The sequence below is a fragment of the Lacticaseibacillus porcinae genome (assembly GCF_003946305.1).
Taxonomy (GTDB): Bacteria; Bacillota; Bacilli; order Lactobacillales; family Lactobacillaceae; genus Lacticaseibacillus; species Lacticaseibacillus porcinae.
In genome coordinates this window covers 59,135-76,716 of record NZ_RHNS01000003.1, presented here as the reverse complement: position 1 = coordinate 76,716, position 17,582 = coordinate 59,135, and the positions used below count along the sequence as shown (strand labels likewise).

Below are 17,582 nucleotides of genomic sequence, written 5' to 3'. Positions count from 1 at the left end.
GACAAATCGTCGTCAACGCTAGCTTTTTATGTGGACAAATATGATAATAGTTGTATTAACGGTAACGGAGGAGCGCCATGAGTTTATGGAGTGTCGGCTATATTTTGATTTTTATCATTGCCTTGATCGTGACGATTTGGTTTCGAGTTAAAATCACGATCCCGGCCAAGCCGCGGTGGTTTTGGCGATGGTTATACATTGTCGCTGCAGCGATGGTTGCCGGGGTCACGTGGTTGACGGCAGAAAACTTTGATGGCTTAGTGTCTGGCGGCTTCATTGCCGCAATGTTGTTGGTGTTCGCTTTTTGGCAACGAGGGTTGACCCAAGATTCTGTCATCAATGGCTTAGGCTCTGTGCGACAATTTCGCGTGCTGACAGCGATTCAACTGCAACCGCTAGATGACGGTTGCTTATTGGCGGCAATGGTGGGTAGCGTCGCCGTGGTGCGGTTGAAATTTAACCGCCCAGTTGACGAAATTGCCAAATTCTTACGGCAAAAAATGGACCCCAAACGCGTGGTCATCGTTTCATGAAATCGTTATCTGTTTGTAATTTGTGAACAGGCGTGTATAATTCTTGTTATGTCTGGAGGGTAAGCATGCAAGAGTCTGAAAACCAAGAGTTAGCACGCAATTTGAAAAGTCGCCATATCCAACTAATGGCGATCGGCGGGACCATCGGCACCGGATTATTTCTCGGTGCTGGCCAATCGATTCATTTGGCTGGGCCGTCGATTTTATTAGCTTATTTATTAGCTGGCGGCATGTGTTTTATGTTGATGCGCGCGCTTGGCGAATTGTTGATGTCTGACCTTTCTCAGCATTCGTTTATCGACTTCATTAAAAAATATCTCGGCGACTCCTGGGGTTTTGTCACTGGCTGGACCTATTGGATCTGCTGGGCAGCCTTAGCAATGGCTGAAGTCACGGCAGTCGGGACCTACATTCGCTTTTGGTTGCCTCATGTTGCGCAATGGATCCCAGGATTGTTGACCTTGGTGATTTTGTTGTTAGTCAACTTAATTTCTGTTGGGTTGTTTGGAGAAGCAGAGTTTTGGTTCGCGTTGATCAAAGTCGTCGCCATCATTGCGTTGATTGCCATTGGTATCGTCTTGATCGGCACCAGCTACAAAACCCCAAGTGGTCATGCAAGCTTGGCGAACCTCGTGAACTACGGCGGCTTTTTCCCTAAAGGTGCCAGCGGGTTTTTCATGGCGTTTCAAATGGTGGTGTTTTCTTTTACTGGTATTGAACTAGTAGGGTTGACTGCCAGTGAAACCGCCGATCCGAAAAAAACGATCCCTGATGCGATCAACAAATTACCGATTCGCGTAATTTTGTTTTATATCGGCGCTTTGCTGGTGATCATGGCTATTTATCCATGGAATACGGTATCTGCAAATAACAGTCCGTTTGTCACTGTGTTTTCCAATATTGGGATCAACGCCGCTGCAGATATCGTCAACTTCGTCGTATTGACTGCTGCAGCCTCTGCCTGCAACTCAGGGTTATATTCCACTGGGCGGATGTTGTTCTCGTTGTCACTGGAAAGTAAATCCCCACGGTTGCACAAAATGTCGAAACTGTCGCGTCGCCAAGTGCCTTCTCGCGCATTGACTGCCAGTGCTGCCGTGATCGGGATTGCGGTGATCTTGAACATTTTCTTGCCGGCATCAGTCTTTACGTTAGTCACCAGTGTTGCCACGATCAGCTTCTTGTTTGTGTGGGTGATGATCGTGTTGACTCATTTGAAATTCCGCAAAGCCAATCCCAAAGGCGGGGACTTCAAAGCCCCTTGGCATCCTTTTGGTGACTATTATGTCTTAGCATTCTTAGCGATGGTCGTGGTCGTGATGTTGTTTAGTCGCGAAACTGCGATCGCTGAAGGCCTTGCCGTGATTTGGATCGCTGGGTTGTACTTCGGTCGTCGCCATCAGAAACAAAAAGCATTGCAATAAATCATGAGACACGCCAGTTGTTGGCGTGTTTTTTGTCGTTAGCGCGAATCATGACAATCGTTTTTTTCGTCGCGTCACCGGGAAAAACTTTTTTCAGTTTGAAAAATCTGTTGAACGGCGGCACTGCAAATATAACTGAGAATATTCAGGTTGTCATAATAATATTTTTGTACATGACAATGACAATATTTAATCATTGATAAAACAGGCTTAATTTGCTTGTTTCAAAAATCGGAGTTAACATAAAGTTACCAATGATTTTCTGAAAGGAGTCTGTTTATGAACACTGTCACCTTAAAAGTTTCAGATCAAGCCATCGCCATCAGCAATTTAGCTGATGCCAGTGCGCCAAGTCAAATGCGCATTGCCTATGATCCCAAACTTTCAATTGGCAAGAACTTGGAAAACATTCGCGTTGCGTTAGTGGGCATCGATTTTGATGCGATCATCATTGAAAATCCCTTAAGCTATACCTTTTCTGATACTGTTGTCGGCTTGAACCATCAACGCATCGATATCGGCTTGGCGTTGATGAATATGTTTAACAAACCAGTTGTTGCCGCGCCAACTGTGCGTGCCTTAGGGTTGAAGCAGGCTTTGGAGGAGAAGCGCGAACATGCGAGTTGGCATTTGGATTATTACGGAGAATACACTGGCGCGCGTAACTTTGGTCAAGAAGCGATGTTGACCATTGGCAACGGCTATTTAGGCTTGCGCGGCGCGTATGTTGAAGCCAATGCTGACAGCGATAATTATCCCGGCTTTTATGTCGCTGGGATGTATGATCAAGCCACCACCAAAATCAATGACCAAGACATTGTTAACGAAGATTTGGTGAACTTGCCGAATGCGCAATATTTGAGTTTTGCCATCGACCACGGCCAACGCTTCACCATCAAAAAATCTGATATCACTGATATTTATCGCAGCCTCAATTTGAAAACCGGACAATTGCGGACGACGATGTTGGTGGCCTTAGCGACTGGCCATCAAATGATGATCGAAACGACTAAAATTGCGGACATGCAGCATTACCATCAGTTTACCATCCGTTATCGCCTAACGCCGTTGAATTTTGCCGGAAAATTAAGTGTATTTGCCGGGATCGACGGCACCGTCACCAATCAAAATGTCGCCAGATATGCGCCTTTTGATCAGCAACATCTCAATATCACCGGTTTACAAAGCGATGCCAACCTCGGTATGTTGACCGGCACCACCAAACATAGTCACCTAGATTTTGCCATTACCAGTCGCTTTGATGTTCACGGTGATGTCACCACCAAAGCGCAAGGCCAAAAGCTGTTGCAACAAGTCGACCTCAACGTCGCACCCGGGGTTAGTGTGATCGTCGAAAAAACTGTCGGCATTTATACCAGTCGCGAAACTCCTGAAGACGTCAATGCCACCGCTTGGCAACATGGTCGCGATGGTGGCTTTAACGAAGCAGCCGCGCATACGCAACAGTTTTTACAAAACGTCTGGGCCAAAGGCGATGTGCAAGTCACGCCAGATGTCACCAGTCAAAAATTGTTGCGGGTCAATATTTTTCAACTTTACGTTTCAGGTGCGGCGCTAGCGACAGGGGACTTAGATGCTTCCATCGGCGCGCGTGGCTTGCACGGCGAAGCCTATCGCGGCCATATCTTTTGGGATGAGCTTTACATGATGCCGTATCTTGCCGCCCATGCTCCGGCAATTGCTCGAGCGATGTTGACCTATCGCGCCAACCGCTTGCCTCAAGCAAAAAAAGCCGCTCAAGAGGCAGGGTATCAAGGCGCCATGTATCCTTGGCAATCTGGTACAGATGGCAGCGAACAATCGCAACACTTGCATTTAAATCCGTTGACCAATCAATTTGATCCTGATGAATCCAATCGCCAACGGCATGTCAGTTTAGCGATCGCCTATGACGTGTGGTTGTATGATCATCTCAATCAAGATGCTGACTTCATGCATGCGCAAGGTGAGGAAATGGTCGCTGAAATTGGGAAATTTTGGTTGAGCAAAGCAGCCTTTGACCCAACCACCAAACGTTATCACATTAAAGGCGTCATGGGACCTGATGAATTTCACGAAAATTATCCTCATGCTAAAGACAAAGGTTTAACCGATAATGCCTATACCAATGTGATGGTGGCGTGGTTATTCAAGTGGTTACAACAATTGCAACCGGCAGCGTTAACCAAAGCACAACTCAAACAAATGGATCACGTGCGGCGGCATTTAACCTTAGATATTAATGATGACGGCATCATCGGGCAATTTGCTGGGTATTTCAAACTGGCCGAGTTGAATTTTGATGATTATCACAAGCAATATGGTGACATTTCGCGGTTGGATCGCATCTTGAAAGCAGAAGGCAAAACGCCTGACGCTTATCAAGTAGCCAAGCAAGCCGATAGCTTAATGGCTTTTTACTTATTGGACGAACCAGTCGTTCATCAATTAATTACGGAAATGGGTTACCACTTACCAAAAGATTATGCCCAACAGAATTTACAATATTATTTGGATCGGACGACTCATGGCTCGACGCTTTCGCGGATCGTATATGCATTGTTAGATGCGCGCGCAGGCCGCGTCGATCAATCATGGTCGCTGTATCATCAAGCATTGCTGTCAGATTATTACGATATCCAAGGCGGCACCACCGCAGAAGGCTTACATCTCGGGGTGATGGGGGCCACCATCGATGTGGCGACTCGCGTCTACGCTGGGGTTGATCCGCTAGGTGAGGAGTTGACCATCGATCCCAAGCTCCCGAAAGCTTGGACGTCGATGCAAGTGACGCAAGACTTTCACGGCACCCGCGTGGTCCTCACAGTCACTGCCCAAGCGGTAGCGATCATTGCCGATCACGACATTACAGTTGATATTCAAGGTCAACAACAACGGATCCAAGCCGGTAACATGCATCGTTTCATGTTGAGAAAGGATGACGCACATGACCAAATTTAGTGAACTCAAAGGGGTACTATTTGATTTAGATGGGGTAATTTGCGATACCGCACGTTTGCATGCCCAAGCGTGGTCGGCCATCGCCAAAAAAGTGGGCACCACCTGGACGCCGCAACTGCAAGCGAGTCTTGCTGGCATCGACCGCATGCATTCCCTTGAAAAAATCATTCAAGCAGGCGACGGACCACGTCAATATTCTGAAGCGGAAAAACAAGCGTTAGCCACTGAAAAAAATACCCAATACTTAGCCTTAGTCGCCGATTTGAAGCCGACAGATATTTTACCAGGGATTCGGGTGTTTTTAGATGAATTGAAACATCACAATTACCAAATCGCGTTAGCTTCTTCTTCCAAAAATGCGCCGTTAGTGCTGAAACACTTAGGTTTAGCCGACTTTTTCACTGAAGTGGTTGACCCGTCAACGTTGACCCATGGGAAACCAAACGGTGAAATATATGCCAAAGCCGCGGCTTTGTTGAATTTAGATCCTGCCCAATGTATGGGGATCGAAGACGCAGCTGCCGGAGTCGCTGCGATCAATGATGCTGGGGCTGTGTCGATCGGTATTGGCGATGATCAACTCCTTTCGCAAGCAAATGTGGTGTTGCCTAGTACTGCAGAATTGACGTTAGCAACTATTCAAGCTGGAATGGCAGGTGACCTGCGTGGCTAAAGCGATTGTCTTTTTTGATTTAGATGGGACCTTACTGCAAGCTGATAAATCAGTGCTTCCAGAAGTCAGCGACGCCATTCAAAAGTTGCGAGCTAACGGCGTGGAGCCAGCGATCGCAACTGGTCGCAATGTTTTTGAAGTGCAGTATGTGTTAGACGCAACAGGCATTGATACCATTGTCTCCGCTAACGGCAGTTATGTCCAAGCGCATGGGCGGGTGGTCCATCAAACTTTGCTGGATCCTCAAGTGGTGTTGAAGTTCAATGCTTACGCCGCTGAACACAATGATCCGGTTGGGTGGTACAATCAGTCAGGCTTTGCGCTGAGTGCTGAAAATGCGGATACCAAAGCCAATTATCAATTGCTTCACTTAGATGCGCATGTTGATGCCGATTGGTATATGACCCATCCGGTGAATTTCATGTTCGTGTTTGAACGCAATCAAGATCACACGCTGCCGCAGATGTTTCCGGCGTTAAGCATGGTGCGCAACAATCCCCGTGGGTTAGACGTGATGCAAGCTGGCGTCACTAAAATGTCTGGCATTCGGCAATTGCTGAGTCACCGTGATTTTGTTGATATTCCCACTTATGCCTTCGGTGATGCGCAAAACGATTTGCCAATGTTTGCTGGGGTCGATCATCCCATCGCCATGGGTAACGGGCAAGCAGCCACCAAAAAACAAGCAGAATTTGTGACGACTGCCAACGATGATCATGGCATTGTCAATGGGTTAAAACATTTTAACTTGCTCTAAACGCAAGCGCCTCGTTTCATCGCGAGGTGCTTTTTGCTTGCCTGACGGTGGTATACTGATCATGTATCCGCATACAACAGGAGGCAAATGATGGCAAAATTACCAAAAGATTTCTTATGGGGCGGCGCAGTGGCTGCCCATCAACTGGAAGGGGCTTGGCAAGCAGGCGGCAAAGGGATGTCGATCGCTGATGTGATGACGGCAGGTTCCAACACCAAAGCACGCGAGATCACCAATGGCGTCCTCCCAGGCAAAAATTATCCCAATCACGATGCGATCGATTTTTATCATCACTACAAAGAAGACATCGCGCTTTTTGCGGAAATGGGGTTTAAGGCGTTTCGCACTTCGATTGCTTGGACTAGGATCTATCCGAATGGCGATGAACTCGAACCCAATGCTGAAGGGTTGAAATTTTATGATGATCTTTTTGCAGAATGTCACAAATATGGCATTGAGCCTGTGGTGACATTAGCGCATTTTGAAATGCCTTATCATTTGGTGACCACTTATGGCGGGTGGCGTGATCGCCGGTTGATCGACTTTTTCCTGCGTTTTGCAAAAACTTGTTTCACGCATTTCAAAGATTCCGTCAAATACTGGATGACGTTCAACGAAATCAACAATCAATGCAACTATATGCGTGATTTCTCCATGGCGACAAATTCTGGGTTGATTTTCTCACCTGACGCCACGCCTGCTGAACATGAAGCGACCATGTATCAAGCGAGTCACTATGAATTAGTTGCTTCAGCCTTAGCGGTAGCAGCAGGACACAAGATCAACCCAGATTTCAAAATCGGGTCCATGATCAACTTCACACCGCAATATCCAGCTTCCAGTCAACCAGAAGATGTGTTAATGGCACAAAAGGCGATGCAAAAGCGTTTTTGGTGGGAAGATGTCCAAACCTTCGGGAAGTATCCGCGGTTTATGGAGGCATTCTTCAACCGCACCGGCTTGCGACCTGACATTACCGAACAAGATCGTCAGGATTTAGCAGCTGGCAAAGTCGATTACATCGGTTTTTCTTATTACAGCTCAAACACTGTCGCAGCCAGCGCTGATAATCCTTGGTATGATTTTGACGGGGTCAAAGCCGAAGTTAAAAATCCGCATTTACAAACCAATGATTGGGGTTGGACCATTGATCCGATCGGCTTGCGCTACAGCATGAATTGGATGAGCGAACGTTACGACTTGCCATTGATGATCGTCGAAAATGGCTTAGGGGCCTTTGACCATGTCGAACCAGACGGGAGTATTCATGATCCTTACCGTGTCGCCTATCTCAAAGCCCACATTGAACAAATGATCAAAGCTGTCGATGAAGATGGCGTTGAGTTATTGGGCTACATGCCTTGGGGATGCATCGATTTAGTGTCTGCAGGCACTGGGCAAATGGATAAACGCTACGGCTTCATTTACGTTGATAAAAATGATGAAGGTGTTGGGACGTTGAAGCGTTCCCGCAAAGATTCTTTCAAATGGTATCAACAAGTCATCGCTTCTAACGGCGAAGACCTCGGGTAATTTCCAAAACTGCGTCGATTGGCTGGCGCAGTTTTTTTGTTGTTATCATCAATGCGGTTTAAAATAAAGTGAAGCAATTTGTTAAGGGGTGCACAGATGCAAAATCCATTACACGTAGTTTTAGCCATTGATTCATTTAAAGGCAGTGCCACCAGTTTACAAGCAGAAACTTGGGTCAGCGCCGGCATCAAGTGCGTCGAACCAAATGTCAAAATCACCAACCTCCCGATCGCTGATGGTGGCGAAGGGACGGTTGCCGCTTTAACTGAGGCACTGCACGGCAAAGTGCTGACAGCCCATGTCACCGGTCCATTAGGAAAATCAGTGACGGCACAATGGGGCTCATTGCCGCACAATGCCGCAGTGATCGAAATGGCACAAGCAAGTGGCTTGCATCTCAGTCCCCAAACACCAAGTGCCGCAATGCAAGCTTCAACTTATGGGGTTGGAGAATTGATCCGCATGGCGATCGAACAAGGTGCGACGACTATTTATGTCGGGCTCGGCGGCTCTGCGACCACCGATGGCGGCATTGGCATGGCGCGCGCCTTGGGCTATGAGTTTTATGATCAAGATGACCAGCCAATTGCCAGTGGTGCTGCGGGTTTAGCGACATTGACCCGCATCGATGACACTCAGCACTTGGAAGCGTTAGATCAGGTGTCAGTGATCATGTTATCTGATGTTTTAAATCCCTTAGCTGGCGACAATGGTGCAGCGATGATCTATGGCGGACAAAAAGGCTTAACTGTCGCGCAACGTCAAGCAGTTGATCTTGGTTTGCAACATTTTGGGAAGATAGTCGACAAATATGCTGGTCAAATGATTCAACATTTCCCTGGAGCCGGTGCTGCTGGTGGTTTAGGGGCTGGGTTACTGGCGTTCACTCACGCGCAAAACCGCAGCGGGATCGACACGATTTTACAATTGGCGAGATTAAATGAGACTTTAGCCAATGCTGATTTGGTGATCACTGGTGAAGGGCATTTAGATGCGCAATCTCTGAATGGTAAGGCGCCGATCGGGATCGCTCATGCCGCCAAAAAATATGGACTACCAGTGATTGCCATCGTTGGGGCTCACAGTGATGACCTTGAGGCAGTTTATCAACAAGGTATCGATGCGGTACTGGCAATCGGTCATGGTCCGCAATCGTTAGTCGAAGCCGTCGCCAACGTGAAGTCAAATTTAATGGCGACCGGTGCGACGGTGATGCGGATGCTGTTGCTTGGACGATCGTTGCGCTGAGAAAAAAAGCCTTTGACGACTTTCAGCAAGTGGTACAATTATATTTATCACTTTTCAGAAAGAAGCCGTCACCATGTCGACCCAAAAGAAATTATTTACCCGCGATACCATTTTGATCCTGCTGGGAAGCTTTTGTTATATGTCCAACTCGATGTTAGTCAATCCCTTGATCGTCGGCTTTACCACCAGTCTCGGTGAATCTGCTGCCGTCGCTGGGGTGATCGCCGCAGTGATGAATATCACCAGTTTATTGTTTCGACCGTTTGCTGGACAATTGACTGATCGACTGTCAAAATTCACCTTGGCGTTGACTGGTGGGATTTTATTGTTGATCGCAGGGATCGGTTATGCGATCGCGACAGCAGGTTGGATGATCGCCATTGTCCGTGTGGTTAACGGGCTTGGCTTTGCCTTGTGTTCGGTGTGCATGGCGACATGGTTGTCGGGCTTGCTACCACGTGACCGCATCGGCGCTGGGATGGGCTATTATGGCATGATGAATGCTTTGGGGATGGCGATTGCGCCAGCATTCGGCATCTTTATCTATCAACATTTTAATTATCGCTTAGCCTTCATTGGGGCAGCGGTATTATCTTTGGCAATGATCATCATGATCCAATTCATCGCCGATCACGGTCAACCGCGAAAAGTCGTCGGCACACCACACCCGGCTAAAATGCGTATTGTTCAACCAAAAGTAGTGCCAGTGGCCTTGATCATTATGTTATTGTCGATCCCATATTTTGCGACCCAGGCATATTTAGTGGAATATGTGGCCAGTCGCCATTTACATGTGATGGTCGGGAGCTTCTTTTTGATTTATGCCGCGATTTTGCTGGCATTGCGACTCGGACTTAAAGATTATTTCGATCGCTTGCCGTTTAAATATTTCTTAGCGGCAGGGGTGTTAGCGAACTTGATCGGAATGCTGGGGATGACTTATTTGGTGAATAACTGGATGATGATCATTGCGGCTTTTGGTTTAGCTGGCGGCTATGGGGTCATGTATTCGGTTTGTCAGGCGACGAGTTTGTTGATCGCACCGCTGAATGAACAAGGCTTAGCGAATTCGACTTTTTACATCGGCATGGATGCTGGGATGGTGTTAGGGCCGATCATCGGTGGCTTGCTGTTTGGTGGCGTCTCGCATGTGTGGTTTTACCCGCTGTTGCTGTTGACATTGCCGTTAGTCGGCGTGGTTTATCTGCTTTTCCACCAACAACTAGCACAACAATAAAAATTTGTGTTAAGATAGAATCGTCTCGAGGGAGGCTCAGACATCAACCGGTCTGGCCGAGACACACAAATTCCGTGAATGCGTCCGATTTTGCGCGAGAAGCGGAAGGAGACAGGCATGCGCAATTGCTGCGGTGCCTGTTTTTTTGACTCAAATTTGCCCTTGTGAGTGAATGTGGTACACTACGCTCATGTTAAAAGGAGGCTAAATTTTGAAATTTAAAACGCGCTTCTTATTGATCTTGTTGTTGATTGCTGGGGTGTTTGCATGGCGATATGGTTTATTGCCGCAGTTACCGCAACCATCTGATCGAACAGTTTCCTCTCGTCGCGTCAGCCAAACTGCTTCGGCATCACGAGACGTTCAAGCAACCCCAGTGGAGTCCATCGTGTCAGGTAAAGCGTTATCTTCAACGTATCACTATCAGTTTCAAAAAAATTTATCAAATCAAAATATTGCATTATTCAAACAAGCTGTTGCGGCGTACAATCATACCGGTATCGTTAAATTGATCGCAGGCAGCAGTCGCACTGGTAATACCTTGACCTTTGGCAGTTACACCAAGGCCATGCCTAGCGCTGCGTCAACGTTTGAATTAGGTCATGGTGGCCCGCAGATCACTGAAACTTGGTCGGCGCTTGGAACCAGCGTCGTCAATCATGCCAGCGCCCAGTTCAATGTGGCTTATCAATCACAATTGACCGAAGCAGTGGCGATGCATGAACTGGGGCATGCATTAGGTTTAGATCATGCCACCAGTACCACATCGGTCATGTATCCTGTTGATCAAGGGGTCAGCCAGTTGTCTGCTGGTGACTTAGCCGGGTTAAAACAAATTTATGAGACAAAAAAATAACAGTCGCACTGACTGTTATTTTTGTTTTATGCAGTTTTCAACCAAGGATCGAGCTTTGCGGCACCAAATTGCAAATATTGTCCAAGCAAGATCCGTGCACAGGCGTAACTATCTTCTAAGGCGTTGTGGTGGTGCTCCAATGGGATCTGCATCGCGGCACTGACAGTGTTGAGTTTGTAGTTCGTCAACCCTGGCAATAACGCGCGGGAAGTTTTCACCGTGTCGATCACTTGATAATGCGGGATCGGCATGCCGTAGCGCTCTAAACTGCGCTTCAACACCGACACATCAAACGGCGAATTGTGTGCAGTGACAATGGAGGTCGGGGTGAAGAAGTTTTGAATATGTGGCCACAACTCTGGAAACGTTGGGGCATCAGCGACTTGATCTGGTGTGATGCCGTGGACGTCAATGTTGCGACGCGCAAAAGGGACTTCCGGGTTGATCAGCGAGTAAAAGGCGTCGACGATCTTCGTGTTTTTGACCACCACTAATGCGACTGAACAAGCAGAAGCACGTTGGGCATTGGCGGTTTCATAATCCATTGCGATAAAATCCATGTTGACTCCTATAATAATCCGTCCACGACAAGCTCAACGGGACAATGGTCCGAGCCTAGAATTTCGTTGTGGATCTTGGCATCTTCCATAAATGGCACGAAGTTGTCGCTCCCGACAAAATAATCGATCCGCCACCCAGCATTGCGCGACCGCGCGCCGAAGCGATAGCTCCACCAAGAATAAATATCTGCTTGGTCGGGATAAAAATGTCGGAAGGAGTCCACAAAGCCGTTATCCAGTTGCGTGGTAAAGTCGTTGCGTTCTTCATCAGTGAAGCCTGCGTTATGATGGTTTGAAGTCGGATTTTTCAAATCGATCGGTTTGTGGGCGACGTTCAAGTCACCGCAGTAAACCAAAGGCTTCTTCGCAGCGAGGGCTTTGGTGTAAGTTAAGAATGCCGCATCCCAGCCTTGACGAAATTCGAGACGCTTGAGTTCACTACCAGAATTTGGCGTGTACACGGTAATTAAATAAAACTTAGGATATTCTAAAGTGATGACGCGGCCTTCAGTATCATATTCAGGCACACCGATACCGTAAGTCACATTCAGTGGTTCATGTTTGGTCAAAATCGCCGTGCCAGAATAGCCTTTGCGCTCGGCATAGTTGAAGTATTGATGATACCCTGGCAAGTCGAGTGTGGCTTGGCCTGCTTGCATTTTCGTTTCTTGCAAGCAGAACCAGTCGGCATCCAAGGCTTTGAAGCTGGTTTCAAAATCATGTTTCAACACGGCTCGCAAGCCGTTGACATTCCAAGAAATCATTTTCATAATCGTCACTCCTGTCGCTATCATTCTACTAAAGATTCCGGCTGGCGACAAATGTGTTAAACTTAATGAGATTTCCAAAACGAAAGGACTGTTATGCTGTGGCGGCATCCACATTAGATCAAATCGAGTTGTTACATGATGAACCTTTGAGCCACTATACGTTTACGAAAACTGGCGGTCCCGCTGATTTATTAGCGTTTCCAAAATCAATCGCTGAAATTCAACAATTACTGGCATATGCCAATGACAACAATTTACCGCTGACTTTTATCGGGAATGCCTCGAACTTAATCGTTAAAGATGGTGGCATCCGTGGTTTAGTGATCATCCTCACTACGATGAAAAACATTGAAGCTCACGGCAACACAGTGACAGCAGACGCTGGTGCGCGGTTGATCGACACTACAGAAGCCGCTTATCAAGCTGGTTTGACTGGCATGGAGTTTGCAGCTGGGATCCCAGGTTCTGTTGGCGGTGCGGTATTCATGAATGCTGGGGCTTATGGTGGCGAAGTCAAAGACTGTTTGCAATCGACGACAGTGCTGACCCAAGCTGGTGAATTGAAAACTTATTCCAATGCTGACATGGGCTTTTCCTATCGCCATTCATTGGTCCAAACAACTGGTGATATCGTCGTGAGTGCCACTTTTGGCCTCAAACCAGGGGATCCCATCGCGATCCGTGAACAAATGGACAATTTAAACGCCCAACGTGCTGCCAAGCAACCGTTGGAATACCCTTCTTGTGGATCGGTGTTTAAACGTCCAGTGGGCCATTTCGTCGGACCAATGATTCAAAAAGCTGGGTTGCAAGGCCACATCATTGGCGGCGCACAGATTTCAACCAAACACGCTGGCTTCATCGTGAATTTAGGCGGCGCAACAGCAACTGATTATTTAGACATGATTCACTTGGTGCAAAAAACTGTCGCTGAGAAATTCGATGTCCAACTTGAACCTGAAGTCCGGATCATCGGCGAAGACGTGAAGTAAACCATTGACCAGTCGTTTCTGACTGGTTATTTTTATCGACAAATGGATTAAATACCAATATTTATATTAACGAATAGAATTCCTATATAAAGGTCTTAGGCAAATTGACAGGACACGAAACAATTTCAAAAAACGCTTGCATTTTAACAACGGACATGCTATCTTTTTAGGCAGGGAGGTGAAGCGCTTAGGCCAAGCGCTTCGGTTGACCTTTTGACGAGCGGCAGTGCTTGTCTTCCGAGTGAGACAGATCCACAAATACCAGCATCATCAGTGTTTGGTCTCACGACATTGCAGTATCGATACTGATCGCAATGGCGATTAGGCAGGCATCAACGGATGATCCGCCTCGTGGCGACACGGGAAGCAAGCTGATTTGGCAAGGTGATACCGGCGCCAGTAAGTGTAATAGAGGTATCGACCAAATCCCTTGAGTGAGTGAGCAGACCGAACCCTAATTTAAAAATCGTTGAACTGCGAAGGTCCACGAAATTCAATTGAGTTTCGTGGATTTTGTATGTTCAAAATTTGGACACTGGCGTCGCAATGGTATACTGAAAACAAAAAATGATTGGAAAGGAGCCTGCAATGCATCTGATCGAAGCAATCATTTTGTTATTGGTATTGGTGATCGCCTCAAATGTGATCAGCCATTATCTCGTCGCAGTGCCAGTATCATTGATTCAAATTGCCTTAGGCCTCGTGGTGGCGTTGTGCTTTCATGTTGAAGTGGCGATGAACACCGATTGGTTTATGTTAGTGTTCACTGCACCTTTGCTGTTTAATGATGGTAGGCATTTTCCCAAACGTGAATTATGGGCGATGCGCGGACCGATCATTGGCAATGCGATTTTCTTGGTGTTTGCGACCACATTTATCGGCGGCTTCTTCATTCACTGGCTGATCCCAGCGTTACCATTGCCTGCTAGCTTAGCGTTAGCCGCGATTTTAAGCCCCACAGATCCCATCGCTGTACAGTCGATCGCTCAGCGTGTCCATTTGCCGAAAAGTATTTTGCATTTGGTCAGTGGCGAAAGTTTGATCAATGATGCGAGTGGGTTGATCGGTTTCAAATACGGCATTGCCGCCACTGTCACTGGTAGTTTTGTGGCGACGCGAGCAGTAGGCGATTTCTTCTTTGTCGCGATTGTTGGGGCACTCGCTGGGTTGGTCATGATGTTGGTCCTTAATGCTTTGCGGGTATGGTTATTACACCAAGGCATCAACGATGTGATCTTGCATACGGTTTTGAATTTGACGACCCCATTGTTGATCTACTTAGCAGTCGATGAAGGCCTACATGCTTCCGGTGTGATTGCTGTGGTGGTTGCAGGTTTGTTAAACAATGCCCGTGGCAATCGTTATGTTCAAGCTTTACCTGAATTGCGGATCGTGACGGAGCGCACTTGGGATATTGTGGTGTATTTGCTTAATGGGATCATTTTTTTGATCCTTGGGATTGAATTGCCAGTGGCGATGCATGCGACGATCGCCGCTCGTGATGTGAACACTTTTCAAGCGTTGTTTGACGTCGTATTGATCTATCTGGTTGTGCTTGGTTTGCGGATCGCTTGGGTGTGGGGGTATCAACGCCTAGGGCATCAAGATCAAGTGGGGTTTAAAACCGCGTTATTATCAGGCTTGTCAGGCGTCCGTGGTGCCATCACCTTAGTCGGGGTCTTAGCAGTGCCGTTGACCTTAGCAGACGGCAGTGCTTTTCCTGCACGGCATCTCATGTTGTTTATTGCAGCTGGATTTGTGATTTTAAGTTTGGTCGTCGCTGTGATCGGGTTGCCATGGTTAACGGCAAGCCGGACACCGATCACGTTACGCGGCTCTACGGTGTCCACTGATGAAGATGAAGTGGAAGCAAACGCCCCTCGCGCATTGACTATGGCCCAAGCGCAGCGCTTCTTATATCAAATGGCAGTACGCCGCATTGAATCAGAACGTCGCGAAGGCAATCAAAAGCCAGCACTAGATTTGATTACTGAGTATCAAAACTTGATCCGCCGCGTCGATCTTCAAGCCGATACCTCAGAAGATGACATTCCGCCGATCATTAAAGATGAACTGATCTTACGTGGCATCGGCTTAGACGGTGAACTCCAAACTTTAGCGGCTCAAAAAGCAACCTTAGAGCCTAGGCTTTACGCCAAAGTCAAACGGCATTTAGTCAATCGTCGGGCAGATATTGATTCAATGTTGCAACACAGTGGTCATAAAACGTTACGAATGCATCTGGCGAAGTGGCGTTTGAGCTTCATCCAAACCTCGAAGCGTTTGGTTGGTAGTCATCGCACTCATAGTGAAAAAGATCTGGCCAAGCTTACTTTGGAAAAAGATCTTGCTAAAGGTGGGTTGAAGTATTTATCCGCATATTTGAAACGTCCGGATCAAAGGCATCATCAGTACAATCGTCAGGTGATTTACGCGTTGATCGTGCAATATCGCAATCGCATCGCCAGCGTCAAAGCAGTCGCCTCGCATAAGTCGACACAATATGAAGGCCAACTGCAACAGTTGCGTGCGATCGCATTAGCGGCAGAGCGCGCGGCGATTCATGAATTATTGACTCAAGGGTATATCGATGCCCATTTGGCACAACACTTGAGCCAAGCCGTCAATAATACAGAAACCGCAGCCGCCTTAAGCGCTGAAGAAGCATAATGAAAAGCCATTCATTTTGATTGTAAAAATCAAGATGAATGGCTTTTTTATTGTTGGTGCCATAAGAATAAGGCATATAATAAGGTGATGATGGCATAAACTAAGGTGGCAATGCTGAGATACAACAACCAAGGCCATCCCATCACACTTTGACCGATCCAAAACAAAAAAGCGAGGATGCTGGCTTGAATCGTTCGCTGCAACATCGCTTGTGTCGCTTTATTCAAAGCTGACCTCGATGAAGTTATGTTGCGCTTCAGTGATGTGACTCAACGTTAGCCACAGCTCTTGTGGCATTGGTGGTTCGTCAGGATCGATCAGTTGGGCCAACCAATTGATCAACTCTGGATGATCAGGAATGAAATCATCATCTAATCGTGTGGCTTCTAAGCGGTCATCTGGAAAGACGTCATGTTGATAAGGAAAGATGATCGTATCAGGTAAGCTGAAGGCCACCACATTTTGTAAGCCGCGAGCGACGATTTGATAGGCGCTAGGGTGGGTGTGTAAATAAGTTAATAAGATTGGTGCAATTTTCACAGTTTGGCCTCCGACTTTAGTCTGTTTGGGAACTATCGCATTTATGATAGCATGAAAATTAAGCGAGAACAAAATCAAGTTGATGAAACCGATTTCTCAATCCATGGAGGATATCTCATGACTATTCAATTATATTTGGTTCGCCATGGCGAAACCCCAATGAATCAAAATAATCAATTACAAGGGATCACTGATATGCCATTGACGCCAAAAGGTCGCCAACAAGCGCAAACTACTGCCACATTGCTTGCTGATGTGCCGTTTAATGCGGCTTATAGCTCTGATCGCATTCGCGCCGTGGATACTGCTGAAATCATTTTAGCAAAACACCCAGGGGTGAAATTGCATCGTCGCGCCGGCTTGCGGGAATATTATTTCGGCGGCTTAGAAGGCGTCACTAATAGTCAACTGATCTCGGCATCAGTGGCGCGTTACGGCGTGAAAACCATGACTCATGCTTGGACCCGTGGTGAACGGTTTGCCCAATTAATTCGCAATTTTGAAAAAATGGATCCGACCAAACAAGCGGAAACCTTACCTGAATTGCGATTGCGGGTGCAAACCAGTTTTGCACAAATTGTCGCGGCACAACCGACAGCAGCCAAAGTCTTGGTGGTGGCCCACGGGGTGTTTTTAAGTACGATGGTCGATTTACTCGCACCAGAGAAATTGCCAGCAAGTTTATTGAAAAATGCCAGCGTGACGCGTATTGATGTCGCTGATGGCACCTGGCAAGTACGCGGGGTGAATCTGACAACTGCCAGTGATCTCGCGAAAGCTGATGCGTAGCTGACCCGAAATCATTTACAGAAAATAGTCCAATCAGAC

16 protein-coding genes are annotated in these 17,582 nt (G+C 47.1%); 12 read left to right on the top strand and 4 right to left on the bottom strand.

Features of this window, described 5'->3' with window-relative positions:
- The first annotated feature begins 77 nt into the window (after positions 1–77).
- The 9 genes from EKM92_RS04080 to EKM92_RS04040 all read left to right on the top strand — a co-directional run bounded on the left by EKM92_RS04080 (position 78) and on the right by EKM92_RS04040 (position 11,222).
- Positions 78–533, top strand: a complete 456-nt coding sequence (locus tag EKM92_RS04080) for a hypothetical protein (RefSeq protein WP_125708149.1) — start codon at positions 78–80, stop codon at positions 531–533.
- A gap of 65 nt (positions 534–598) precedes the next feature.
- Positions 599–1,957, top strand: coding sequence for an amino acid permease (locus EKM92_RS04075; protein ID WP_125708147.1), 1,359 nt, complete (start codon positions 599–601; stop codon positions 1,955–1,957).
- Between the two features lie 279 nt (positions 1,958–2,236).
- Positions 2,237–4,918, top strand: coding sequence for a glycoside hydrolase family 65 protein (locus EKM92_RS04070; protein ID WP_125708146.1), 2,682 nt, complete (start codon positions 2,237–2,239; stop codon positions 4,916–4,918).
- A complete protein-coding gene (pgmB, locus tag EKM92_RS04065; RefSeq protein WP_125708144.1) occupies positions 4,905–5,591 on the top strand; it encodes a beta-phosphoglucomutase in 687 nt (228 codons plus the stop codon). Before EKM92_RS04070 ends, pgmB begins: the two co-directional genes overlap by 14 nt.
- Positions 5,584–6,348: a Cof-type HAD-IIB family hydrolase gene (locus EKM92_RS04060; protein WP_125708142.1), complete on the top strand. Its 765-nt coding sequence runs from the start codon at positions 5,584–5,586 to the stop codon at positions 6,346–6,348. Before pgmB ends, EKM92_RS04060 begins: the two co-directional genes overlap by 8 nt.
- 90 nt (positions 6,349–6,438) lie before the next feature.
- On the top strand, positions 6,439–7,881 hold the full coding sequence (locus EKM92_RS04055; RefSeq protein WP_125708140.1) for a 6-phospho-beta-glucosidase: 1,443 nt from the start codon (positions 6,439–6,441) through the stop codon (positions 7,879–7,881).
- Between the two features lie 96 nt (positions 7,882–7,977).
- Positions 7,978–9,129: a glycerate kinase family protein gene (locus EKM92_RS04050; protein WP_125708138.1), complete on the top strand. Its 1,152-nt coding sequence runs from the start codon at positions 7,978–7,980 to the stop codon at positions 9,127–9,129.
- A 73-nt stretch (positions 9,130–9,202) separates the two neighbouring features.
- A complete protein-coding gene (locus EKM92_RS04045; RefSeq protein ID WP_125708136.1) occupies positions 9,203–10,366 on the top strand; it encodes an MFS transporter in 1,164 nt (387 codons plus the stop codon).
- Between the two features lie 211 nt (positions 10,367–10,577).
- Positions 10,578–11,222 (top strand): matrixin family metalloprotease, encoded by a 645-nt coding sequence (locus tag EKM92_RS04040; protein ID WP_125708134.1) that lies wholly within the window; start codon positions 10,578–10,580, stop codon positions 11,220–11,222.
- Positions 11,223–11,248: 26 nt separating this feature from the next.
- On the opposite strand, the gene EKM92_RS04035 is transcribed toward EKM92_RS04040, so the two are convergent.
- Both EKM92_RS04035 and EKM92_RS04030 read right to left on the bottom strand, forming a co-directional pair.
- Entirely contained in the window at positions 11,249–11,782 is a 534-nt protein-coding gene (locus EKM92_RS04035) for a 3'-5' exonuclease (RefSeq protein WP_125708132.1), read from the bottom strand.
- Positions 11,783–11,790: 8 nt separating this feature from the next.
- Positions 11,791–12,552, bottom strand: coding sequence for an exodeoxyribonuclease III (locus EKM92_RS04030; protein WP_125708130.1), 762 nt, complete (start codon positions 12,550–12,552; stop codon positions 11,791–11,793).
- 98 nt (positions 12,553–12,650) lie between these two features.
- On the opposite strand from EKM92_RS04030, the gene murB reads away from it, so the two are divergent.
- Positions 12,651–13,544 (top strand): UDP-N-acetylmuramate dehydrogenase, encoded by an 894-nt coding sequence (murB, locus tag EKM92_RS04025; protein ID WP_338035096.1) that lies wholly within the window; start codon positions 12,651–12,653, stop codon positions 13,542–13,544.
- 588 nt (positions 13,545–14,132) lie between these two features.
- Positions 14,133–16,214, top strand: coding sequence for a cation:proton antiporter (locus tag EKM92_RS04020; protein ID WP_125708128.1), 2,082 nt, complete (start codon positions 14,133–14,135; stop codon positions 16,212–16,214).
- 47 nt (positions 16,215–16,261) lie between these two features.
- Here the strand turns inward: EKM92_RS04020 and EKM92_RS04015 are convergent, their stop codons facing one another.
- Entirely contained in the window at positions 16,262–16,441 is a 180-nt protein-coding gene (locus EKM92_RS04015; RefSeq protein WP_125708126.1) for a hypothetical protein, read from the bottom strand.
- Entirely contained in the window at positions 16,434–16,754 is a 321-nt protein-coding gene (locus EKM92_RS04010; RefSeq protein WP_125708125.1) for a hypothetical protein, read from the bottom strand. Before EKM92_RS04010 ends, EKM92_RS04015 begins: the two co-directional genes overlap by 8 nt.
- Positions 16,755–16,871: 117 nt before the next feature.
- On the opposite strand from EKM92_RS04010, the gene EKM92_RS04005 reads away from it, so the two are divergent.
- Entirely contained in the window at positions 16,872–17,543 is a 672-nt protein-coding gene (locus EKM92_RS04005) for a histidine phosphatase family protein (protein ID WP_164509889.1), read from the top strand.
- The last annotated feature ends 39 nt before the right edge of the window (positions 17,544–17,582 follow it).